The 23185-nt window shown below is 69.2% G+C and carries 21 protein-coding genes; 11 read left to right on the plus strand and 10 right to left on the minus strand.

The window, feature by feature from the left end:
- Positions 1–50 precede the first annotated feature (50 nt).
- On the plus strand, positions 51–854 hold the full coding sequence (locus ABZ824_RS15155) for an RNA methyltransferase (protein WP_356963705.1): 804 nt from the start codon (positions 51–53) through the stop codon (positions 852–854).
- On the plus strand, positions 851–1150 hold the full coding sequence (locus tag ABZ824_RS15160) for a DUF2537 domain-containing protein (protein WP_355074945.1): 300 nt from the start codon (positions 851–853) through the stop codon (positions 1148–1150). Before ABZ824_RS15155 ends, ABZ824_RS15160 begins: the two co-directional genes overlap by 4 nt.
- A 27-nt stretch (positions 1151–1177) precedes the next feature.
- On the opposite strand, the gene ABZ824_RS15165 is transcribed toward ABZ824_RS15160, so the two are convergent.
- The 3 genes from ABZ824_RS15165 to serC all read right to left on the minus strand — a co-directional run bounded on the left by ABZ824_RS15165 (position 1178) and on the right by serC (position 4567).
- A complete protein-coding gene (locus ABZ824_RS15165) occupies positions 1178–1921 on the minus strand; it encodes a hypothetical protein (RefSeq protein WP_356963706.1) in 744 nt (247 codons plus the stop codon).
- A gap of 273 nt (positions 1922–2194) precedes the next feature.
- On the minus strand, positions 2195–3232 hold the full coding sequence (gene sepH, locus ABZ824_RS15170; protein WP_356963707.1) for a septation protein SepH: 1038 nt from the start codon (positions 3230–3232) through the stop codon (positions 2195–2197).
- Positions 3233–3442: 210 nt separating this feature from the next.
- The gene (serC, locus tag ABZ824_RS15175) at positions 3443–4567 is read right to left on the minus strand and encodes a phosphoserine transaminase (protein WP_355074939.1); all 1125 of its coding nucleotides are present in this window, start codon (positions 4565–4567) and stop codon (positions 3443–3445) included.
- Positions 4568–4631: 64 nt separating this feature from the next.
- Here serC and ABZ824_RS15180 point away from each other — a divergent pair, with 64 nt between their 5' ends.
- A complete protein-coding gene (locus tag ABZ824_RS15180) occupies positions 4632–5270 on the plus strand; it encodes a hypothetical protein (RefSeq protein ID WP_356963708.1) in 639 nt (212 codons plus the stop codon).
- A 25-nt stretch (positions 5271–5295) separates the two neighbouring features.
- On the opposite strand, the gene ABZ824_RS15185 is transcribed toward ABZ824_RS15180, so the two are convergent.
- Entirely contained in the window at positions 5296–6168 is an 873-nt protein-coding gene (locus ABZ824_RS15185) for a polysaccharide deacetylase family protein (protein WP_356963709.1), read from the minus strand.
- Positions 6169–6278: 110 nt separating this feature from the next.
- Positions 6279–7427 carry a citrate synthase 2 gene (locus tag ABZ824_RS15190; protein ID WP_356963710.1) on the minus strand — a complete coding sequence of 383 codons (1149 nt, stop codon included), beginning with the start codon at positions 7425–7427 and terminating at the stop codon, positions 6279–6281.
- 121 nt (positions 7428–7548) lie between these two features.
- Here ABZ824_RS15190 and pdxH point away from each other — a divergent pair, with 121 nt between their 5' ends.
- The 4 genes from pdxH (at position 7549) to ABZ824_RS15210 (ending at position 11492) form a co-directional block, all read left to right on the plus strand.
- Positions 7549–8241, plus strand: coding sequence for a pyridoxamine 5'-phosphate oxidase (pdxH, locus tag ABZ824_RS15195; RefSeq protein WP_355074932.1), 693 nt, complete (start codon positions 7549–7551; stop codon positions 8239–8241).
- Positions 8242–8309: 68 nt separating this feature from the next.
- The gene (locus tag ABZ824_RS15200; RefSeq protein ID WP_356963711.1) at positions 8310–9590 is read left to right on the plus strand and encodes an MFS transporter; all 1281 of its coding nucleotides are present in this window, start codon (positions 8310–8312) and stop codon (positions 9588–9590) included.
- 191 nt (positions 9591–9781) lie between these two features.
- Positions 9782–11095, plus strand: a complete 1314-nt coding sequence (locus ABZ824_RS15205; protein ID WP_083880375.1) for a citrate synthase — start codon at positions 9782–9784, stop codon at positions 11093–11095.
- Positions 11096–11132: 37 nt separating this feature from the next.
- Positions 11133–11492 (plus strand): FKBP-type peptidyl-prolyl cis-trans isomerase, encoded by a 360-nt coding sequence (locus ABZ824_RS15210; protein WP_355074928.1) that lies wholly within the window; start codon positions 11133–11135, stop codon positions 11490–11492.
- Positions 11493–11574: 82 nt separating this feature from the next.
- Here the strand turns inward: ABZ824_RS15210 and ABZ824_RS15215 are convergent, their stop codons facing one another.
- From ABZ824_RS15215 to ABZ824_RS15235, 5 genes are all read right to left on the minus strand, one after another.
- Positions 11575–12744, minus strand: coding sequence for a hypothetical protein (locus ABZ824_RS15215; RefSeq protein ID WP_356963712.1), 1170 nt, complete (start codon positions 12742–12744; stop codon positions 11575–11577).
- 57 nt (positions 12745–12801) lie between these two features.
- On the minus strand, positions 12802–14178 hold the full coding sequence (locus tag ABZ824_RS15220) for a HAMP domain-containing sensor histidine kinase (protein WP_356963713.1): 1377 nt from the start codon (positions 14176–14178) through the stop codon (positions 12802–12804).
- Positions 14175–14888: a response regulator transcription factor gene (locus ABZ824_RS15225; protein ID WP_355074922.1), complete on the minus strand. Its 714-nt coding sequence runs from the start codon at positions 14886–14888 to the stop codon at positions 14175–14177. The genes ABZ824_RS15220 and ABZ824_RS15225 overlap by 4 nt, the downstream gene beginning before the upstream one ends.
- 122 nt (positions 14889–15010) lie before the next feature.
- Positions 15011–15397: a hemophore-related protein gene (locus ABZ824_RS15230; RefSeq protein ID WP_356963714.1), complete on the minus strand. Its 387-nt coding sequence runs from the start codon at positions 15395–15397 to the stop codon at positions 15011–15013.
- Positions 15398–15515: 118 nt separating this feature from the next.
- Entirely contained in the window at positions 15516–17576 is a 2061-nt protein-coding gene (locus ABZ824_RS15235; RefSeq protein ID WP_356963715.1) for an AMP-binding protein, read from the minus strand.
- A gap of 320 nt (positions 17577–17896) precedes the next feature.
- Between ABZ824_RS15235 and ABZ824_RS15240 the strand changes: the two genes are divergently transcribed.
- Genes ABZ824_RS15240 through ABZ824_RS15255 form a run of 4 tightly spaced genes read left to right on the plus strand, consistent with a single transcriptional unit; the run spans position 17897 to position 23174 of the window.
- Positions 17897–21799 (plus strand): ATP-binding protein, encoded by a 3903-nt coding sequence (locus ABZ824_RS15240; protein ID WP_356963716.1) that lies wholly within the window; start codon positions 17897–17899, stop codon positions 21797–21799.
- Complete coding sequence (locus ABZ824_RS15245) at positions 21796–22209, plus strand: roadblock/LC7 domain-containing protein (RefSeq protein WP_011207200.1); 414 nt, start codon at positions 21796–21798, stop codon at positions 22207–22209. The genes ABZ824_RS15240 and ABZ824_RS15245 overlap by 4 nt, the downstream gene beginning before the upstream one ends.
- Before the next feature lie 7 nt (positions 22210–22216).
- Complete coding sequence (locus ABZ824_RS15250; protein ID WP_039795171.1) at positions 22217–22591, plus strand: DUF742 domain-containing protein; 375 nt, start codon at positions 22217–22219, stop codon at positions 22589–22591.
- Positions 22572–23174: an ATP/GTP-binding protein gene (locus tag ABZ824_RS15255; RefSeq protein WP_355074914.1), complete on the plus strand. Its 603-nt coding sequence runs from the start codon at positions 22572–22574 to the stop codon at positions 23172–23174. The genes ABZ824_RS15250 and ABZ824_RS15255 overlap by 20 nt, the downstream gene beginning before the upstream one ends.
- Positions 23175–23185: the final 11 nt, after the last annotated feature.

The raw sequence follows: 23185 nt of genomic DNA on the forward strand, positions 1-23185 counted from the left end.
CGGCGAACACCGATTCGGACCCGGCCGCGGCCGCCCGGCAGGATGGAGCGGTGGCCGAAGTGATCGACATCGATGACCCCGCCGACCCACGGGTCGACGACTTCCGCGATCTCAAGTCGGCCGATCGCAGGCCCGATCTACCCGGGCGCAAAGGGCTGGTGATCGCCGAGGGCGTCGTGGTGGTCCAGCGCATGCTCGATTCGCGTTTCGTGCCGACCGCCCTGCTCGGAGTGGAGCGCAGGCGCGCCGAACTCGCCGACGACCTGGTGACCGTCGACGTGCCGTACTACCGCGCCACGGCCGAGGTGATGGCCGAGGTGGTCGGATTCCACCTCAACCGCGGCGTGCTTGCCGTCGCCCGCCGCCCCACCGATCTCGGCCTGGACGAGGTGATCGAGAAGGCGCGCACGGTCGCGGTCCTCGAAGGCGTCAACGACCACGAGAATCTCGGCGCCATGTTCCGCAACGCCGCCGGGCTCGGCGCCGACGCGATCCTGTTCGGCGACCGCTGCGCCGACCCGCTGTACCGCCGCGCCGTCCGGGTGTCGATGGGACATGTGCTGCGCGTGCCGTTCGCATCCGTGCCGGATTGGCCGGATGGTCTGGATATACTGCGGCGCAAGGGATTCCAGATCATCGCCCTCACGCCCGACCCGGCGGCGGCGAATCTGGCCGCGGCGATGACGGGGGAGCGGGTGGCGTTGCTGCTCGGAGCCGAGGGACCGGGACTGACCGAGGAGGCCATGCGGGCCACCGACGTCCGCGCGCGCATCCCCATGACGCCGGGCACCGATTCACTGAATGTGGCTACCGCGGCCGCGATGGCGTTCTATGAGCGGGTGAGGACGGCGTGACCGGACCGTACCGGCCGTATCCGTCCTACCAGGACCCGACACCGTGGGGCGCGGGCCTCACCGTGGCATTCCTGGTGGCGCTGCTGTCGGCGGTCGCGGTCTATGCCTTCGGGGCCGCGCTGGCCGAAGTGCATCCGTTACTCGCGGTGGCGGTGAATCTGGTCGCGGCCGGCGGCGCCGCGCCCACCGCATGGCGTTGGCGTTTCGCACCGGTGACACGGTGGGTGATCGGAGGCGGCGCGGCGGGCGTGCTGCTCGGGTGGGTCATATTGCTGCTGGGCGGACTATTCGGTTGACACGGCCGGTGCCGCGGGGCGACGCGGCTAACCGACGGGGTCGTGTCCGCGCAGCCAGCCGAACAGGCCGCGCTTGCGCGAGGTCGTGTGCGCCCCGCCGTCGGTTGAGCCGCGCAGCCCCGAGGTGGGCAGCTTGCCCTTCGGGTGCAGTGCGAACTTGCAGATAGGTATGTCCCCCGGGCCGAGCGCGCCGGATGCGGCGGCCCCGCGGTAGTGGAAACCCAGCCATTCGTTGTTGGCAGCGTCGGCGAAGTCGGGCGGATCGAACGGCAGCGACTGAGGGTCGGGCAGTTCGCCCGCGCGCCAGCGCACCGGATGCTCGCCGGCCCAGTAGGACCGTTCCCATACCAGCGGAAGTCCCTCGTCCTCCAGGATGTACACCCGGGTCGAGCTGAACGACCTGCGGAACTCGCCGCGCTCCCAGTGCGCGAACGCGCCCCAGCCGTGCTCGACGTCGAACGACACCAGGTAGGTGTGCTCCGAGGCCAGCGGACGTACCAGCAACTCCGGGATCTCGGTCGGGTGGATGCGCGCGGCCTGGGCCGAGCACAGCACCGTCACGCCCGGAAAGCAGCCGATGCAGACCTCGTCGATCGCCGGGCCCGCGCAACCAGCCAGCGTGCCTGCCAGGATCGGCTGCACGTCGCGGTCCTGGTGCAGTTGCTTGGCCAGTGCCAGCGCGGCTTGGGGGTCCGGGTTGTGGTTCGCGCGCAGTACCGCCAGGGGGTCCGGTGCGTCGACGTACCAGAGCGACCAAGCCTTGGACAGCATTCCGGCACCTCCCGATAGTCGCACGAATCGAACTCAGCGAACTTCGAGCAACGCACGAAGGCATAGGCCGCGGCATCGCTGCGGTCACCGTCGGCGCTCGTCGTCGACCACACCGAAATCTACTCGCACCGCACCGGCCTCGGTGCGGCTTCGCACCACGAACGCCGGTTCGTGACCACTGATTTCGCGCGCTTACGCGTCCCGCGATGGACACCTGGAACCGCGCTGACGTGACTGATCGGTACGACGAAGACCCGCGGTGGCGGGCGGCGCTCAGTGACCCGAGCTGCGTACCCCGAGCAGTACGTCCTCCCAGGACGGCATCGGGGCCTTGCCGCGCTTGCTGCGCGTCGGCTTCGCCGGAGCCTTGGCCGCGGGCTTCGCGGGCTCTTCGGGCACGGCGGGCGTCGGCGCGGGGGTGTCCACGGTGACGGCCGGTGGCGCGGCGGCACCGGCGGTAGGCGTCGCGTTGGCGGCGGCCGCGGGAGGCGCGGGAGGCGTAGCCGCGGCGGGCGCCGTGGCGTTGCCCGGCGGGATCGCGGCGGCGCTGCCACCGGCCGCGACGGCCCGCTGTTCGTAGTACTCGTCCAGCGTCGGCTGGCTCTGTCGGCTCGCGGTGCGCGCGGGCGGTGCGGCCGGGGCGGGACGCGGTTCGGCCACCGGCTCCGGCTGCGGCGGCGCGGGCTCGGGTTCCGGAGGCACGATCGTGGCCAGTCCGCGCAGCGCGCGTCCGAAATCCGGATCGATCAGATCGGAGGCCGGGTCGTCGAGCGGAGAAACCGAACCCCCGTGCGCGTCGGGCTGGTAGCGCCAGTGCGCGGCGATCTCGGATCGTCCGTTCTGCCACTGCAACTGGGCGACCCAGTAACCCTTCTCGTCCTTCCAGGCGTCCCATTCGGCGCCCTCGATGTTGTGCCCGCGCGCGGTGAACGCGGCGGTGACCACATCGATGAGGATGTCGACGGCGGGACCGTCGGGACGGACCGGGTGGGCCTTCTGGGCGAGTTCGGCGGCGCGGGCTCGCTCCAACAGCACCGGATAGGCGAATCGCTCGACGCGACTGGCCGGCATTCCGGATTCTTCGGTGACCTGTTCCACTGAGGCCCCTGCTCGAATACGGGCCTGGATATCGCGGGGACGCATAGTTGCTTCCATTTCGATCTCGATCTGGCCGAATCGGGCAAGGTCTCCGCGCGCGGCGGCTCGCAGTTTGTCGTCGGCGGGCAGCCGGAACTTCTGACCGGACTCGGTGTCGATACACACGATGTGCGTGGAGTCGGGCGTCACCCCGATCACTCGAAGTTCACGCACCGTTACCTCCTTATCGCGTCGACTCGCGACACCGCCCACTTTCCGAAACAGTAGTGCACATCTGAGATTCATGGGGCAGGACACGCGGCACGGAAATCTCCTCGGAGACGTCCGTGCCCCGCTAATCTGCTCTGTTCGTTCCGCTATGGCTAATTCTGCGGCGTGTCGATCCCGGGCGTGTTGCGCACTCCGGACCGAAATAGGCGGCGCTCAGCCGAGATTCTGCACGACCCAGTCGATGGCGCGGGTCAGCTGGCTGACGTCGTCCGGATCGATCGCCGGGAACATGCCGATACGCAGCTGGTTGCGGCCCAGCTTGCGGTAGGGCTCGGTGTCCACGATGCCGTTGGCGCGCAGGATCTTCGCGACCGCGGCCGCGTCGACCGAGTCGGCGAAGTCGATGGTGCCGACCACCTGCGAGCGGTGCGCCGGGTCCGTGACGTACGGGGTGGCGTATTCGCTCGACTCCGCCCAGGAGTACAGGCGCGAGGAGGAGTCGAGCGTGCGCTTGACCGCCCAGTCCAGGCCGCCGTTGTTGTTGAGCCACTCGATCTGGTCGGCGAACAGCAGCAGGGTGCCCAACGCGGGGGTGTTGTAGGTCTGATCCTTGGTGCTGTTGTCGATCGCGATCGGCAGCGACAGGAAATCGGGCGTCCAGCGGCCCGACGCCTTGATCTCCTCGACCCGCGCCAGCGCGGCGGGGCTCATCAGCGCGACCCACAGGCCACCGTCGGAGGCGAAGCACTTCTGCGGTGCGAAGTAGTAGACGTCGGCGTCGGTGATGGTCACCGGGAGGCCGCCCGCGCCGGAGGTGGCGTCGATGGCGATGAGCGCGTGGTCCGAGCCCGCGGGACGTCGCACCGGGATGGAGACGCCGGTGGAGGTCTCGTTGTGCGCCCAGCCGATCAGGTCCGCCGAAGGGTCCGACACCGGCTCCGGCGCGCTGCCCGGCTCCGCCGAGACCACGATCGGGTCACCGATGAACGGGTTGCCCTTGGTGACAGCGGCGAACTTCGAGCTGAACTCACCGTTGGTCAGGTGCAGCGAACGCTCCCGGACCAGGCCGAACGCTGCCGCGTCCCAGAAAGCGGTGGTGCCGCCGTTGCCGAGTACCACCTCGTAGCCGTCCGGCAGGCCGAACAGCTCGCGCAAGCCGGAGCGCACGCGCGCCACCACGTCCTTGACCGGCTTCTGCCGATGCGAGGTTCCGAACACCGAGGCGCCGACGTTCACCAGCGACTGCAGCTGCTCCGGGCGCACCTTGGAGGGGCCGCAGCCGAACCGTCCGTCGGCGGGCTTGAGGTCGTCGGGAATGGTCGGAAACGCAGAGGTCATGGCCAACAGGGTAGTCGGTGGTGTCGCTGTGGCGACGCCCACACTCCGGCTAACGTAAGCGCCCATGAGCATGCCGTCAGCTAACTCGGGGTGGCGCCTGCGCCGGCGGGCGCGGAATTTCCGCCTGCGCGGCGCGACGGTCTCGGACGCGATGCGGCGGGAGTTGTTGATCCGCGGGGAAGCGGGAACCGCGACGATCCTCGGCGTGCGTCCGCGCCGCACCGAACCGGGACACGTGTTCTGGGTCCGCGTGCAGCTGGCCGGCGAGTTCCCCTACGAGAGCCGGGTGCGGCAGCGAGTGCCGGACGCGGACCTGGAATGGATGCGGCCTGGTGACATGGTGTGCTGCCGGGTGGACCCGCGCGACCGCGATCGCCTGGTCCTGTACGTGCCCGACCTCGAAGAAGCGGGCCGGGCGAGCATCGCGAAGATCCTCGCCGACGGCCGCCGCGCCGACGCCACCGTGCTCGCCGCCGCGCCGGTCGCGGCCGACTACTCCGGTCGTGACGACCCGGTGCTGCGGCTGGACCTCGAACTGCGCGCCTGGGACGAACCCAAGCCGTGGCGGGTACGGCTGGTCCAGCCGGTGCCGCTGCACGCCCTCCGGCTGGTCGACCTGGGCAGGCATCTGGAGGTCGCCTTCTTCGAAGTGGACCGCGGCGACACGGTCGCCGTCGACTGGGTCGCCTCGCTCGAGGAGTAAACCTCTGGCGAATACGGTCGAGCGGCTACAGGTGCACGAAGGTGAAACCCATGGCGCGAATCTTCGGCAGCGCCGCGATCATGCCCGCTCCGGTTCCGGAGCGCGGCCGATGCATATGGGCCAGTGAAATAGCGCCGGGCGCGGCGGCATTCATCGCCGATTGCACTTGGGTGGCCGACGCCGTCGCGCCGAAATCGGCGTTGATACTGAAACCGACCGGGGTTTCGCCCAATTCGTTGACGATGGACACCGCGACGTCGTCGTAATGCGCGGTGCCCGCGCGGAAGAAACGCGGCGGCTTGCCGGTGATCGTGGTGAGCAACTCGTGGTTGGCCCACACTTCGTCGGCCGCCTCCCGCGCCGAAGCGGTTCCCGCGATGCCATAGGCTTCGCGGCCGTTCACCGACAGCGGTTTGTGCGCCACACCATGATTGGCCAGTTCGAAGAGCGGATTCGCCGCCAACTGCGCGGCACGCGCGCGGTTGGCATCGATCCAGCGTTTGTTGAGGAACAACGTCGCCGGAATTCGCTCGCTGATCAGGAAGTTCACCAGCGACTCGTCGATGTCGTTGTTGCCGGTCCCGCCGCAGGCGTCGAAAGTGAGCGCCATCTGTTTGCCCGCGGCGGTGAAAGCACTTGTGATTCCCGCCATCTCGACGCCCCACCGCTTCGGCGAGATCCCGGCGTGCCTGGCGGCGACGGCGACCGGTGTGCCCGCGTCCAGGGACGCGGAGACCGGAGCGGCCCGCGTCCCGGTGGTGGCGCCGGGCGCGACCGACGCGCGCGCCTGCGTGAGAGCCGTGTTCTGTGTGGTGCCGCACCCGGTGGCGGCGAATCCTGCGGCCAGAGCGGCGCCGACGCCGAGCATCCGCCGCCTCGATATTCCTTCGTCCAGCATCCCTCTAGTCCTCTAGCTTCCCCTCCCGGATGCTACGCGAGCCGGACGTGACGGCGGGACAACAGCTTCCGCCGTCACGTCCGGCTCGCGGTCGTGACGCTGTGGTCGCGCTACGTGTGCGCGATCGTGGCCCAGCCCGCTACGTCCTCGGGCCTGCGCGGGGAGGGGCCGGTGTAGATGGCCGCCGGGCGGACCAGCTTGCCCAGCTGCTTCTGCTCCAGGATGTGCGCGCACCAGCCCGCGGTGCGGCCGCAGGTGAACATGGCGGGCATCATGTGCGCGGGCACCTCGGCGAAGTCCAGGATCACCGCGGCCCAGAACTCCACGTTGGTCTCGATGGCGCGGTCCGGACGGCGTTCGCGCAGCTCCGCCAGGGCGGCCTGCTCCAGTGCGGCGGCGACTTCGTAGCGCGGCGCGGCCAGGCGCTTCGCGGTGGCGCGCAGCACGCGGGCGCGCGGGTCCTCGGCCCGGTAGACCCGGTGACCGAAGCCCATCAGCTTCTCCTTGCGGTCCAGGATGCCCTTGACCAGCGCACGCGCGTCGCCGGTGCGCTCGACCTCTTCGATCATCGGCAGCACGCGCGCGGGCGCGCCGCCGTGCAGCGGGCCGGACATGGCGCCGATCGCGCCGGACAGCGCCGCCGCGACGTCGGCCCCGGTAGAAGCGATCACCCGGGCGGTGAAGGTGGAGGCGTTCATGCCGTGCTCGGCGGCGGAGACCCAGTAGGCGTCGATGGCCTCGGTGTGGCGCGGGTCCGGGTCACCCTTCCAGCGGGTCATGAAGCGCTCGGTGACCGTGGTGCACTCGTCGATCTTCTTCTGCGGGACCGCGGGCTGGTAGATGCCGCGCGCCGACTGCGCGACGTACGACAGGGCCATCACCGAGGCGCGGGCCAGGTTCTCGCGAGCGGTCTCGTCGTCGATGTCGAGCAGCGGCTGGTAGCCCCAGATCGGCGCGAGCATGGCCAGCCCGGCCTGCACGTCCACGCGCACGTCACCGGTGTGCACCGGGAGCGGGAACGGCTCGGCGGGCGGTAGACCGCGCCCGAACGATCCGTCGACAAGTAGCGCCCACACGTCACCGAAGGTCACCCGGCTCCCGACCAGGTTCTCGATGTCGACTCCGCGGTAGCGCAGCGCGCCGCCGTCCTTGTCCGGTTCGGCGATGTCGGTGGTGAAAGCCACCACGCCCTCGAGGCCACTGACGAAATCGCTGGGAACGGTGGCCTGCCCACCGGAAACCGCGGGGCTGGTAGTCATGTCGCGACTCTCCTTGCACTTGGGTCGCATGTTCTCGCCGATGGGAAGTTGTCGGATTTGACGAGCACATGCCGATCATCAAAACCTTAGCTCCCCGCTACCGAAGAGTAACGTCTGCCCCATGCGTGACCTGGACAATTCATCGGATCTCGCGGCCATGCGGGTCGACTACGGCGGCCTACCGCACGGCGGCAACGACGACGTCGACTTGGACGAGACCTGGCTCGCCGGCGGCTGGGAGCCGCTGCTGCGACATTGGATCGAACAGGCCACCGCGGTCGGCATCGCCGAACCCAACGCGATGGTGCTGGCCACGGTGTCGCTGGCCGACGGCACGCCGCGGCCGGTCGCGCGGACGGTGCTGTGCAAAGGGCTCTCTCCGGAGGGTGTGATCTTCTACACGAACTACGACTCGGCCAAGGGCGCTCAGTTGACCGCCCTCCCGTATGCCGCGGTCACCTTCGTCTGGCCCGCGCTGGGCAGGCAGGTGCACTTGCGCGGCGCGGTCGAGCGGGTTTCCGCCGAGACGACGGTGGCCTACTGGCGTTCCAGGCCGCGGGACTCGCAGCTGGGCGCCTGGGCCTCGCGCCAGTCCCAGCCGATCGGCTCCCGGGCCGAACTGGATCGCACGCTGGCCGAGACGACCGCGCGATTCGCCGATACCGACGAGATCCCGGTGCCGCCGCACTGGGGCGGTTTCCTGGTCCGTCCCGACGAGGTCGAGTTCTGGCAGGGACGGCGCGGCCGGTTGCACAACCGCATCCGGGTGCGGATCCGGGACGCGGGGACCACGGTCGAGCGCTTGCAGCCCTGACGTATTCCCAGCGCCGGCGTGAGAATTCTCGCGTCGATCCGGAGGGGAGGACTGATTACGCTGCGGCGGTGAAACTGCTCGCCGACACCACTCCGCTGCGCAATCCGGACTTCCGACGCCTCTGGAGCTCGGGCATCGTCACCATGATCGGCGCGCAGTTGTCCGTGGTCGCGGTTCCGCAGCAGATCTTCCAGATCACCGGCAGTTCCGGTTACGTCGGCTTGGCCGGTCTGTTCGGCTTGGTGCCACTGATCGTGTTCGGCCTGTGGGGCGGCGCGCTCGCCGACGTGCTGGATCGGCGCAGGCTCCTGCTGATCACCAACTCGGGCACCGGCCTCACCGCCCTGGCCTTCTGGTTGCAAGCGGTGGCAGGGGCGGACAACGTGTGGCTCGTGCTCGGCCTGTTCGCCGTGCAGCAAGCGTTCTTCGCGGTGAACCAGCCCACCCGCAGCGCCACCATCCCCCGCCTGTTGCCGGAAGGCCAACTGGCCGCCGCGAATTCGCTGAACATGACGGTGATGCAATTCGGCGCCATCGCTGGTCCGGTGCTGGCGGGGGTGCTCATTCCCGTCGTCGGACTCGCCACGCTCTACCTGATCGATGCGGTCGCGCTGCTGGCCACGTTGTGGGCGGTCTGGCGGCTGCCCGAGTTGCCGCCGACCGGAACGGTGCGCCGCGCCGGATTCCGCACCGTGCTGGACGGTTTCGGTTACCTCGCCACGCAAGGGGTGCTGCTGGCGTCGTTCGCGGTGGACGTGATCGCCATGGTGTTCGGCATGCCGCGCGCGCTGTTCCCGCAGATCGCGCACGAGACCTTCGGCGACCCGGCGACCGGTGGCGTCGCGCTCGGCCTGCTGTTCGCCTCTATGTCGGCGGGCGCGGTGCTCGGCGGCGTGTTCTCCGGGTGGATTCCGCGCATCCGCAGGCAGGGCTTCGCGGTGCTGGTCTGCATCGCGCTGTGGGGGCTGGCCATGGTCGGCTTCGGCCTCGCCGTCGGGCTCACCGGCCACGGTCTCGGTCTCGGCGCCGGGCTGTGGATTGCGTTGGTGTGCTCGGCCTTCGGCGGCGCGGTGGACATGGTCTCGGCCGCGCTGCGGGTCACGATGCTGCAGACGGTGGCCACCGACGAGCTGCGCGGGCGGCTGCAAGGGGTGTTCACCGTGGTGGTCGCGGGCGGCCCGCGCATCGGTGATGTTGCCCACGGTTTCGCGGCAGCGAGCCTGGGTACCGCTGTAGCCGCGGCGGGCGGCGGTGCGCTCGTGGTGGTGGGTGTACTGATCGCGGCGGTCGCGTTTCCGGCCTTCACGCGTTACCGTGTCGGTCGCGCTCCTGCCGAAATCGCCGTGTGACGTGCAGTGCTAACGCTTGGCGACCGCGTTTCGCGGTAGCCACCGGACCTCACCGCGCCGGGACGTGTTTGTGAGCCGCCGCAGGACTACCCTCCGGTATTGTCCGCGTCGGCCAACGGCTAGCGTTGAGGCAAGCGCATCGTGCGCCACCGCGCCGGTGCCTGTGGTTCTAGCCTGAGAGGGATCCTTCCGTGCCCGCTGAGAACATCATCAACGTCGACGACGACGCCAAGCCGGTCCTTTCCTACCCCGGCGGCGAGTTCCCGATGACGGTCACCAGGGCCGCCGAGGGCAACGACGGGATCGAGCTGGGAAAGCTGCTGGCCAGCACCGGGTATGTGACGTACGACCCGGGCTTCATGAACACCGCCCCGACCAAGTCGGCGATCACCTACATCGACGGTGAGGCGGGCATCCTGCGCTACCGCGGCTACCCGATCGACCAGCTCGCGGCGGCCTCGACCTTCATCGAGGTCAGCTACCTGCTGATCTACGGCGAGCTGCCCACGCAGGCCCAGCTCGAGGACTTCACCGACCGCATCCGCAGGCACACCCTGTTGCACGAGGACCTGAAGCGGTTCTTCGACGGCTTCCCGCGCAACGCGCACCCCATGCCGGTGCTGTCCTCGGCGGTGAACGCCCTGTCGGCCTACTACCAGGACTCGCTGGACCCGCGCGACCCCGAACAGGTCGAGCTGTCCACCATCCGGCTGCTGGCCAAGCTGCCCACCATCGCGGCCTACTCGTACAAGAAGTCGGTCGGCCAGCCCTTCCTCTACCCGGACAACTCGCTGAGCCTGGTGGAGAACTTCCTGCGGATGACCTTCGGCTTCCCGGCCGAGCCCTACGAGGTGGACCCCGAGGTCGCCGCGGCGCTGGACATGCTGCTCATCCTGCACGCCGACCACGAGCAGAACTGCTCCACTTCGACCGTGCGCCTGGTCGGCTCGTCCGACGCCAACCTGTTCACCTCGGTGTCCGGCGGCATCAACGCGCTGTGGGGCCCGCTGCACGGCGGCGCGAACCAGGCCGTGCTGGAGATGCTCGACGGCATCAAGGCCAGCGGCAGCGACGTCAAGGAGTTCATCCGCAAGGTCAAGAACAAGGAAGACGGGGTGAAGCTCATGGGCTTCGGTCACCGCGTCTACCGCAACTACGACCCGCGCGCCTCGATCGCCAAGAAGCACGCCGACGCCATCCTGAGCAAGCTCGGCGGCCACGACGAGCTGTTCGACATCGCCCAGGCCCTGGAAGAGGCCGCGCTCACCGACGACTACTTCATCGAGCGCCGCCTGTACCCGAACGTCGATTTCTACACCGGCGTCATCTACAAGGCGATGGGCTTCCCGACCCGCATGTTCACCGTGCTGTTCGCGATGGGCCGGCTCCCCGGCTGGATCGCGCACTGGCGCGAAATGCACAGCGAGCCGCTGAAGATCGGCCGTCCCCGGCAGATCTACACCGGCTACGGCGCTCGCGATTACCGCGAGATCAACAATCGCTGACGAAATCCATCCACCATCTATCGAAGGGGATAGCCGAATGACCAAACCGGAGATCGAGTTCCAGGCAGGGCCCGCGCCCACCGAGCTGGTGATCAAGGACATCATCGAGGGCGAGGGCAAAGAAGCCGTGCCCGGCGGCACCGTGGAAGTGCACTACGTGGGCGTCGAATTCGAATCCGGCGAAGAGTTCGACTCGTCGTGGAACCGCGGCGAGTCCATCACCTTCCCGCTGCGCGGCCTGATCCAGGGCTGGCAGGACGGCATTCCCGGGATGAAGGTCGGCGGTCGTCGTCAGCTGACCATCCCGCCGGAGCTGGCCTACGGCGGGGCTGGCGGCGGTCACCCCCTGTCCGGCAAGACGCTGGTCTTCGTGATCGACCTGCTGAACGCCAACTAGTCTGGCGGCGCCGCGTGTTCGCGGCCCTCTTATGGCTCGCGTATGGCCCGTCTTATTAGAAGAAGACGGGCCATCGTCGTATCTACTTCCTGACGATCTCGACCGGGTCGGTCAGGGCCGCTGCCAGCGCTGCTTGCTGGGTGCTGCTGCGTTGCGGCAGCGCGGCCACCGCCTTGTCGGTTTGCGTGCTCAGGTTGCGCACGATGTTCTGTAGCTGGCTCACACCGCCGGTGAGCTGGCCGATGGCGCCGACCAGTTGAGCGCCGCCCTGTTCGGCGAGCTGCGGCAGGCCCTCGGCGAGTTTCGCGCCTTCGGACAGTTGCGCGCTCGCGCTGGTCAGGCGGTCGACGACGGTGCGGAGCAGGGTGCCGAGATCGGTGTCGGGGTCGACCGCGCCGCCGACGAGCGAGCCGAGGCCGGTCAGCTGGGATCCCGCCTGCGCGGACACGCCGCGCAGCGCTTCCAGCTTCCCGATGATATCGGCGAGTGCCGGGTCGCTCGCGAACGGCAGCGCGCGCAGCAGCGGCAGGATCTGGTCGAGTCCGCCGCTCACCGTGTTCGCCGTTCGTTCCACCTGCGCGATCGTGATTCCGGTCGAATCGAGGGCCGCGGCGAGCCGGCCCGCTTGCGCGGCGGCGCCGTCGACGGTGGAGTTCAGCAACGCGATGGCCGAAGTGAGTTGCGCCGATCCGGATTTCGCGAACTCCAGGAAGCCGAGCAACTGATCGGCGCCGGAGCTGAACTGGTCGGCTCCCGCGGCGGCCGCCTCGACGCCCGCGTTGAGCAACTGGGCGCTGAACTGCACCTGCGACATCTGCGACCTGGCCTGTGCGACGGCGGTGAGCGCGGCGTCGACGCCTGCCGCGCCGATCCGGTGCGTCACCGCGGTCATCGCGCCGTGCACCAAGTCGGCGTCGGCGTGTTCGTTCGTGTCCACGGTGACCTTGGCCCGCCTCGGTTCGGGCCCGGCCAAAGTGCCCATAGACGCCGTGAGGTCGGCGGGCAGCGTGATCACCGCGGCGTAGTCGTCGGTGTTCGCCTCACCCGGCGCCGCGGCGGTCCATTCGTAGCCGCCCGCGTCCTGCAACGCCTTGACCACGCGCGCCCCTGTCGGCCCGGCATCGGCATTGACCAGCGCGATCCCCGTCGGCCCCCGATCCGTCCCGGTCCATGCGGTGAGCCCGGCGCCGAGCGCTCCAGCTGCGACGAGGGCGACGACGAGAAGGCCCCAGCGGGCGCGTTTTCCGATCACGCCGCAGACCCTAAACGCGAGTTATGGTGCCCTCCTTGGCGTTTCTCTGAGAGTTGTCTAAGTTGCCGACCGCTCTGGTAAGTCCAGGACCAAGCGGATGCCGCCGAGCGTACCCGCGTCGAAATAGGCCCGGCCGCCGTGGAGTTGGGCCTGCTGAGCGACCAGAGCGAGGCCGAGTCCGGACCCACCCTTGCTCGCCTGGCTGCCGCGGAAGAAGCGGTCGAAGACGGCCTCGCGCTCCTGCGGCGGGATGCCGCGCCCGTTGTCATCGATCGAGATCACGATGTGGCCGTCGGGCGCACGGTGCGCCGAGACCAGGGCCTCGGTCGCTCCGCCGTGTTTGACCGAGTTGGCCAGCGCGTTGTCCACCGCCAACCGCAGCCCGGCGGGCAGGCCGCGGGTGACCAGCTCGGCGTCGGAATCGATGCGCACGACCAGGCCGGGGAAGTGCCGCATGGCATCGTGCGCGGCTTGGTCGCACAGGTCGCCGACGTCGGTAGCGACGTGGTCGCGCTCATTGGTCAGGTCGCCGGTGGCCAGCCGCTCCAGCGCCGCGAGCGTGCTCTCCACCCGGCCCTGGCTGCGTTGCAGGTCGCCCAGGATCTCCGACCGCTGCGACTCGTCCAGGTCGAGTGTGCGCAGTACCTCGAGATCGGTGCGCATCGCGGTCAGCGGGGTGCGCAGTTCGTGGGCGGACACGGCGGCGAAGTCGCGGGCGGTCTCCAGTGCGGCGGCGGTCTGCGCCTGCGCCTGGTCCACCCGATGCAACATGGTGTTCACCGCGTCGGCCAATTGCTCCGCCTCGTGCACGCCCGCACCCTCCACCGGCGCCTGCGGATTGCTCGGATCGGGAAACGCGCTGCGTGCGCCCACCTGCCGGGTGAGCCGGACGATCGGGCGCACCGCAGCGCCCGCGAGCAACCAGCCGAGCCCGGCGGCGGCGGCGATGGCCAGCAGCGCGCCGCCGAGCACCCATCGTTGCTGCTCGGCGGTGGCCTCGGCCGCGTCCGCGGCGGGTATGCCGATTGCGACCACGCGGCCCGCGGGCTGCTTCTCGGTGGTGGTCAGGATCCGGTAGGGGGTGCCGCCCACCGGCACGGTGCGGGAGCCGGTGGGCAACTCGGGTAGTTCCGTGGGCGTGCTCGCGACCACCTCGCCGTTGTCCCGGACGGTCACCGCCATGTTGCTGTTCAAGCCGGTCAGGCTGATGAACCGGACGGCGATCTGCGGCTCGATCAGCACGATTCGCGCCGCGACGTCGAGTTGCTGGTCGGATTGCCGCACGTTGTTGCGCTCGATGGCGCGGATGCTGATCAGGCTGATCAGCGTCACGATGATGATCGCGCCCGCGGCTGCCGCGCCCGCGACGCGGGTGCGCAGCGAAAACGATCGGCGCCGACGGGTTTTCGGCGGTGCGGCGGCGGGCACCGTCATTTCGGCGCTCGCAGCACGAACCCGACGCCGCGGATCGTGTGCAGCAACCGGGGAGTGCCGTCCACCTCGAGTTTGCGGCGCAAATAGCCGACGAAGACGTCCACCACATTGGTGTCGGCGGCGAAGTCGTAGCCCCACACCAGTTCCAGCAGACGTTCCCGGCTCAGCACCACTCCGACGTTCCTGGCCAGCGTCGACAGCAGTTCGAATTCCCGCTTGGTGAGTTCGATCTCGCGGCCGTGCAGTAGCGCGCGGTAGCCGGCGACGTCCACCTCGAGCGGGCCGATGGCGACCGCTCCCGGGGTCGCGGGGGCTGGTACGTCCGACCGCCTGCGCAGCAGCGCCCTGATCCGGACCACCAGTTCCTTCAGCACGAATGGTTTGACCAGGTAGTCGTCGGCGCCGGACTCCAGCCCAGCGATGCGGTCGTCCACCGACGCGCGGGCGCTGAGCACACAGATCGGCACCTCGTTGCCCATCGCGCGCAAGGCGGTCACCACGCCCGCGCCGTCGAGCACCGGCATGTTCATGTCCAGCACGATGGCGTCGGGCGCGTTCTCGTTCACACTGCGCAACGCCTGTGCGCCGTCCCTGGCCACCAGGACTTGGAAGCCGGACAAACGCAGCCCGCGCTCGACCGAGGCGAGCACGTCCTCGTCGTCGTCGACGACGAGAACCGTCGGGTTCGAGGTCGAGGTCACGTCGTCCATTCTGCTCCCCGCCTCCGTGAATCTTCGGTCGTGTGAGTCGGCGCGCGGACTCGCGTTCGGAACCAGGGGATGACCCGCCGGAATACGGAAATGCCCGGCGAGTCACCCGTGTTTCCGCGGGATCAGTAGTTGTGGCAGGTCTCCGCCACGACGCGGATGGTGTCGCGCAACTGCGCGGTCCGCGGGTCGTTCTCCGCCTGGCGCGCCGCGTCCGGGTTCTCGTCGATGGCCCGCCGCAATTCGGCCCTGCGCTGCTCGACCGGCTGGTCGAACTTGCGTTGCAACTCGGCCTTCTGGTTCGGGTTCGCGTCGAGCATCGCGGCCAGCTGCGGCGCCTTGTCGTGCAGGGCCGCGTCGACCTGGGCGAACGAGCAGTCCGAGGTCAGCAGGGGCTCGGCGTATTCCATCGGGCCCGCGGCGGCGATAGCGGGGCTCAGTAGCAACGTGACCGTGGCGATTCCACCTGCTGCCGCGGCGGCGACGGCGGGGCGGCATACGGAACGTTTCATGTCTCTGCCTCCAGATCATCGAGGGGTTTCGGGCGGTCTCGAGGCTATTTCGAACTGCTGGCACCGACATGAACATCCTCTGAGGAAACTCTGAGGACGTTAACGGCGGTGCGGAAACTCAGGACGGCGCAACCGGATCCACGTCCGGCGCCACTACGTCGTCGGTGTTCTCCGTGCTGTGCGCCGGGTCCCGCCATTCGGGACGCGCCGCGCGGATCTGCTGCTCCAGCGCCACCAGCACCGCCGGATCCTCGATGGTGGAAGGCACCTCGAAAGTCTCGCCGGAGGTGATCTGCCGGATGGTCTTGCGCAAGATCTTGCCGGACCTGGTCTTGGGCAGCGCGGTCACGACGATGGCGTCGTGCAGCGTGGCGATCGCGCCGACGTGGGTGCGCACTCGCTCGATCAGTTCGTCGCGCAGCCGGTCGGGATCGATGTCGACGCCGGACTTGAGCACCACGTACGCCAGCGGCCGGTGCCCCTTGAGTTCGTCGGGCAGCCCGATGACGGCGCATTCTGCGACGGCCTCGTGCCCCGCGATGGCCGCCTCGATACTGCCCGCCGAAAGCCGGTGCCCGGCCATGTTGATCACGTCGTCGCTGCGGCCGAGGACGTACAGGTAGCCGTCCTCGTCGAAGTAGCCGGAGTCGCCGGTGAGGTAGTGGCCGGGATACGCGGAGAGATAGGAGCGCTCGTACCGGGCCTCGTCCCGCCAGAGGCCGGTCAGCGTGCCGGGCGGCAGCGGCAGACCGATGACGATGTTGCCTTCGGTGTTCGGCGCCACCGCGTTGCCGGAGGAATCGAGCACGCGTAGTCGATAGCCGGGCACCGGTACCGAGGCCGAGCCCGGTTTGATCGGCAGCTGCTGCAGGCCGAGCGGGTTCGCGCAGACCGGCCAGCCGGTCTCGGTCTGCCACCAGTGATCCACGACGGGGCAGTCCGAGCGGCCCGCGAGCAGGGTTTCGTCGGCCCAGGCGTAGGTGGCCGGGTCCAGGCGTTCGCCCGCGCAGAACAGCGCGCGCAGGGAGGACAGGTCGTGGCGGTGGGCCAGCTCGGCCTCGGGGTCGGCCTTGCGGATGGCGCGTAGCGCGGTCGGGGCGGTGAACAGCACGTCGACCTTGTGCTTGTCCACCACCCGCCAGTACGCGCCCGCGTCCGGGGTGCCGACCGGCTTGCCTTCGTACAGCAGCGTGGTGGCTCCGACCAACAGCGGCGCGTAGACGATGTAGGAGTGCCCGACCACCCAGCCCACGTCGGAGGCGGCCCACATCACCTGGCCCGCGTCGACGTCGTAGATGTTGCGCATCGACCAGGCCAGGGCGACCGCGTGCCCGCCGTTGTCGCGGACCACGCCCTTCGGCTTCCCGGTGGTGCCGGAGGTGTAGAGGATGTAGAGCGGATCGGTCGCGGCGACCGACACCGGGTCGGCCCGCGGCGCGTCGCGGACGGCGTCGTCCCAGTCGAGCCACTGCGCGGCCACGGTCTCCGCCGAGCTCGGCAGGTACTCGGTGGCGGGCTGCGGCGCGGGAAAGTGGATCGTGTCGAACTGCGGCCGCTGCTTGACGATCACCGTGCGCGGCGCGGTCGTCTCGGCGAGATCCAGCGCGTGCAGCACGATGGGCGGGTATTCGATCTGCTTGCCCGGTTCCAGGCCACCGGACGCTGTGATGATCAACACCGGCTCGGCGTCATCGATGCGCGCGGCCAGCTCCGGGGCCGCGAAGCCGCCGAACACCACCGAGTGCACCGCGCCGATGCGGGCGCAGGCCAGCATCGCGATCACCGCTTCGGGGATCATCGGCAGGTAGATCACCACGCGATCGCCCGCGGCGACGCCCAGCCGCGCCATCGCCCCCGCGAACCGCGACACCTCGTCGAGCAGCTCGGCGTAGGTGTAGACAACGGTGGCGTCGGTCATAGCCGAGTCGTATATCAGTGCGGGCTGATCGGCGCGGCTCGGCGAGTCGGGGGTGGTGGGGTGGACGTGACGGTCGAGCGCGTTGAAGGAGGTGTTGAGCCGGGCGCCGGAGAACCACCTGGCTACCGGGCGGGCGCCGCTGTCGACGATCTGCGTCGGCGGCACGTCCCAGTCGATCGCTTCGGCCGCGCCGGCCCAGAACTCGGCTGGATCCACCAAGCTGGTCTGGTAGGCCGGTCGGTACTCGTGCCGCACGTTCAACCCCGTGACTCCCTAGCCTCGCCTCGATGCCCGCCTCGATAGATCTGGTTGATTGTGGCAGACTTCACGCGACGCCCGGGTGGGTGCCGCTACCTTTGGTTTTGCCTGGAACCGGCAGGTCAATGATCGCGACATCACGCCCCGTCACCCAAGAAGTTATTGATCCGTTAGAATCTGATGTCACTTATTTGGGCCGTCGTAGACGCAATTTCTCGGCCAGCCGCAGCTCTCGGCCAGCTCCACCTGTCGAGCCAAGCACGCGATTGTGGAGGTTCGGTTGATGGCGCGTGGTAGAGGCCAGTTTGGAAAGTGAGTGGGAGATGCGTGACGCCGCTAGCTCCGGCAGTAGCCGCTGGGCGCTGGGCAACTGGGACCTGCGCTGGAAGGTGACGGCGGTCCTCGCCGTGCCTCTCGCGGTCGCGGTCGGCCTCGGCGTATCCAGGATCTCGTCGGAGTTCGCGGACTCGAACCGGCTCGCCGACATCTCGGACAACGTCGCCGCCATCCCCTCGGTCACCGCGCTCAGCGCGCAGACCGCCACCACAGCGGGCTCGCAGATGATCTCGCTGGGATCCAACCAGTCCGTGGTGACCGACCAGAACCTGGCGGACCTGGACAAGGCGATCGCCAACGCCGAGAAGGCGGTCGGCAAACTCGACGGCGTACCGGGCGCGCGCGCGGCCATCGACAGCATGCTCACCCAGGCCAAGGGGGTGCGCGCTCAGGGCAAGTCGGTCTCCACCGGACCGCCGTCGGACACCCTCGCGCTGATCGACCGCGTCCGCAGCGACAGCGTCCGGATCGTCGAGACGACGGTCGGCCAGGTCAGCGACACCGCGGTGGACGCGGCCAAACTGCGGCTGGTCGACTCGCTCAACACCCGTGCGACCCTGGTCAGTGAGCTCGCCGCCTTTCCCGAGGTGCTGCGCGCCCAGCAGTCCGGCGTCCAGAACTTCCTCATCGCCTCCAACACCGAGCGCGCGCTGCTCAACGTGCTCGCGCACCGCTTCGCCGACGGCGACACCTCGATCGCCGACCTGCGCGCGGGCATCGACACCAGGATCGCGCTGCTGACCAGCCCGCAGTCGCAGGCGGGCCAGCTTCCGGTCGGTGACCTGAAGAAGTCGCTGACCGACAGCCTCGCGGTGTACGAGCACGTCGTCGGCAAGGCGACCAAGGACATCGACTCCGCTATGGACTCGCTGGTGACCACCGCCCAGCGGGACGCGTGGACCTATACCGCGGTCGTCATCGCGACCATCCTCGCCGCGCTGCTCCTCGCGGTCTTCGTGGCCCGCTCGATGATCGTCCCGCTGCACCGGCTGCGGTTGGCCGCGCTGCGCGTGGCCGAGAGCGACCTGCCGCACGAGGTCGCCCAGCTCCGCACCGGCGCCTCGCCGGAAGAGGTGCCGCTGGAGCCGATGCCGGTGCGTAGCACCGAGGAGATCGGTCAGCTCGCCCGCGCGGTCGACGACATCCACGGCCAGGCGCTGCGCCTGGCGAGTGACCAGGCGAAGATGCGTTCGCAGGTCAACGACATGTTCGAGACCTTGGCGCGGCGGTCGAAGTCGCTCGTCGACCATCAGCTCACGCTCATCGAGGCGATGGAGTACGACGAGAAGGACCCGCGCCTGCTGGAGAACTTGTTCCGGCTGGACCATCTCGCCGCCCGTATGCGCCGTAACGGTGACAACCTGCTGATTCTCGCGGGCACCAGGCAGCGCCGCGCCAAGTCCGCCCCGGTCGAGATCGCCGACGTGCTGCGCGCCGCGATCTCCGAGGTGGAGGACTACGAGCGCGTGAAGCTCGGCGCCACGCCGCGCGGTTCGCTGAAGGAACCCGCCGCCTCCGACCTCGCGCATCTGTTCGCCGAGCTGCTCGACAACGCGCTGCGCGCCTCGCCGCCGGAGACCGACGTCAAGTTCACGTTCGCGCAGGCGCACGATCAGGGACTGCTCATCGAGGTGGCCGACCGCGGCATCGGTATGCCGCCCGCCGAGATGGCCGATATCAACCGCCGTCTGGAGCAGACCGCCGAGCCGGGGCCGGACACGGCCCGGCACATGGGTCTGTTCGTGGTCGGCAGGCTCGCCGAGCGGCACGGTCTCACCGTGCGGCTGCGGCCGACCTTCGACACCGCGCGCGATCCGGGCGTGACGGTGACCGTGCACGTGCCCGTCGGACTCATCGTCGCGGGCAAACCGAGCGCGGGGCAGCCCGTCACCCCGCAGCCTTCGCCGCAGGCCGCCGCTCCACAGCGTCCGTCGGCGCCGTCGTCCATGCAGATGCGGGCCGTCCAGCGGACTCCTGGGGGCAATGTCATGGTCACCGTCGATCCCGGGGTGAGCGGCCCGATTCCGGCCGTGAGCGCCAAGCCCACCGCTTCGTCCAGCGGACCGATCCCCACGGGACCGGGTGGACTGCCGCAGCGGCAGCCGGGTTCGGCGATGACGTCGTCCGGTATGCGCTCGGAGAACCAGCAGTCGGCTACGAGTCTGCGGCCCACGCCGGGGCAGCCCGCGCCGAGTGGTCCGCAGCGTGGCAAGCTCGCAGCGGCCAGCCTGCCCAAGCGCAACCTCAGCCCCGGCGGTCCGCCGCCGCGCCAGCCCGGTGGGCCCGCCGAGTCGTCCGGTACCGGCCTGCCGTCGCGTGAGCCGAACTCGGGCGAGCTACCGGTGCGTCAGCCGGGCGCCAACGGCGTGCCGCAGCCGAGCACCGGTCTGCCGCAGCGCCAGCCGGGCACCAACGGCGTGCCGCCGCGAGACGCTTCGAAGGGCATGCCGCAGCGGGAATCCGGTTTGGGGGGTCTACCCCAGCGTGAGTCCGCCTCCGGCGGTCTGCCGCAGCGGGAATCGGCCGCGGGTGGTTTGTCGCAGCGCGACTCCGGTTTGGGTGGCTTGCCGCAGCGCGACTCCGGTTTGGGTGGCTTGCCGCAGCGTGAGTCCGCATCTGGCGGCCTGCCGCAGCGTGAGTCGGCGGCGGGTGGTCTGCCGACGCGTGAGCCGGGTGTGACGCGTCTGCCGTCGCGTGAACCGGGCGCCACCGGCCTACCGCAGCGGCAGCCGGGTTCGAACGGTGTGCCGCAGCGTGAGTCGGCGGCGGGTGGTCTGCCGTCGCGTGAGCCGGGTGTCACGGGTCTGCCGTCGCGTGAACCGGGCGCCACCGGCCTGCCGTCGCGTGAACCGTCCATCGGCCTGCCGTCGCGTGAATCGGGTGCTACCGGCCTGCCGTCGCGTGAACCGTCCATCGGCCTGCCGCAGCGTGAGCCAGGTGCTACCGGTCTGCCGCAGCGTGAATCGGGCGCGACGGGTCTGCCGTCGCGTGAGCCGGGCGCTACCGGCCTGCCGCAGCGTGAATCGGGTGCTACCGGTCTGCCATCGCGGCAGCCCACGCCCAGCCTGCCGCAGCGCGATGCGGCGCCCACCGGTCTGCCGCAGCGTGAACCCGGCAACGGTCTGCCGCAGCGGGATGCCGGTGCTCACCGTCTGCCGCAGCGTGAGTCCGCCAACGGCTTGACGCAGCGGGAGCCGGGCTCCGGCGCGCTGCCTGCCGTCGGCAACGGTCTGCCGCAACGAGATGCGACGGCGAGCGGTCTGCCGCAGCGTCCGCCAGCGCCGTCGAGCCTTCCGCAGCGCGAGAGCGGGCTGACCGGTCTGCCGCAGCGGCAGCCGGGCGCTCAGGCGCCGCAGCGCCAGCCCGTGCCGCCGGGTATCGCGCTCCCGCAGCGCGATCGCGGTGGCCAGCACGCCGCGAGCCCAGAGCAGCCTGCCGCCTCGCCGGGGCGCGATCCCGGCAAGCACAGCTTCCGGTCCAACCCGGCCAAGACGGCGTCGTTCTTCCAGACCAGGTTGCAGCCCGCGGACGAGTCGGGAGCGTCGATGGGCGGAACGCCGATCTTCGCCGAGATGATGTCGGCGTGGCTGTCGGATCCCAACACGGATAGGTCCCAGGTGGCTGCCTCCTTCGAATCGCCGGGTGACGAGGGTTGGCAAGCGGCTCGCCGGGCCAGCGAGGCGCAGCCGGAGACGAAAACGGCGGCGGGGTTGCCGCAACGCAATCCGGGCGGAAGGCTTGTCCCCGGCGGCGTCAGCGGTGCGGCGGATCGGGCGCCGCGCCGCGACCCAGAAACGATCAGGTCCAGCTTGAGTCGTCACCAGCAGGGCGTCCGGGATGGCCGCGCAATGAGAGCAATGAACCTAACCGGAGATAAAGGAGACCGATGAACCCCGATCTAGGTGGTACGAATCGTCAGCTGGATTGGCTGGTTTCGAACTTTGCCAACGAGGTTCCTGGCGTAGCCCATGCTGTCCTGGTCTCGGCTGACGGCCTACTCATGGCCGCGAGTGCCCAACTGCCCGTCGACCGCGCCGAACAGCTCTCGGCCGTCACGGCCGGTCTGGCCAGCCTGTCAGTCGGCGTCTCGAACCTGTTCGAGGGCGGCACCGTGCTGCAGTCCGTCGTCGAGATGGAGCACGGTTACCTGCTACTCATGGCTGTCGGCGACGGTTCCTATCTCGCTGTGCTGACCAACACTTCGTGTGACATCGGTCAGGTCGGCTACGAGATGGCTCTGTTGGTCGAGCGGGTTGGCCAGACTGTTCAGGCCACACCACGCGTCACGATGGGTTCCTGATGGTGGGATGGACATAGAAGATCACCGCGTGGGAAGCGTCGAGCCCAGCCTCGTACGGCCGTACTCGCTGACCGCAGGCCGCACCAGGCCCGCGGTCGAGTTGGCGTTGGAGGCTCTCGTCGCATCGCATCCGGTCGCCCTGGAGCGGCAGTTCGAACTGACCAACATCGAGACGTCAATCGTGGAGTTGTGCAGAGAATCGCCGTCCGTTGCCGAGGTAGCAGCCCGATTGGGTATCCCTATCGGGGTGGCCCGTGTGCTCGTGGCCGATTTGATCGAGGCCGGGCACGTGCGCGTTTCGGCGACTTTGAAAGACGATTCCAGCGACGATGAGCGTCGCGAGCTGATCGAAAGGGTTCTCAGTGGACTCCGGCGTATTTGATTCGACGGCGCAGGTCGACACTCGTACCAGTAAGCCAACATCGGCGAAGATCGTGGTCGCGGGTGGCTTCGGCGTCGGGAAGACCACGTTGGTCGGTGCTGTCTCGGAGATCGTTCCGCTGCGCACCGAGGCATTGGTGACCAATGCCAGCGCCGGGATCGACAATCTGACCGGCATCCCGATGAAATCGACCACCACCGTGGCGATGGACTTCGGCCGGATCAGTCTCGCCGACGATCTCGTGTTGTACCTGTTCGGCACGCCCGGCCAGTACCGATTCTGGTTCATGTGGGACGACCTGATCCGGGGCGCCATCGGCGCCGTCGTACTGGTCGACACCCGCAGGCTGGAGGACAGCTTCGCGGCCGTCGACTACTTCGAAGCGCGCGGCCTACCGTTCCTGGTGGCGCTCAACGAATTCGACGACGCGCCGCGTTACCCGATCGAGGACATCCGGCAGGCGCTCGCCGTGCCTGCCGATGTGCCGATCATGTCCATCGACGCCCGTCGCCGGGAGCCGGCCAAGCAGGCCCTGGTCGCGCTCACGGAGTACGCGCTGCGCAAGGTGATGCAGGGCTACTGAGTGCTCGCGCG

The sequence above is a fragment of the Nocardia sp. NPDC047038 genome, from assembly GCF_040644075.1.
Taxonomy (GTDB): Bacteria; Actinomycetota; Actinomycetes; order Mycobacteriales; family Mycobacteriaceae; genus Nocardia; species Nocardia sichangensis.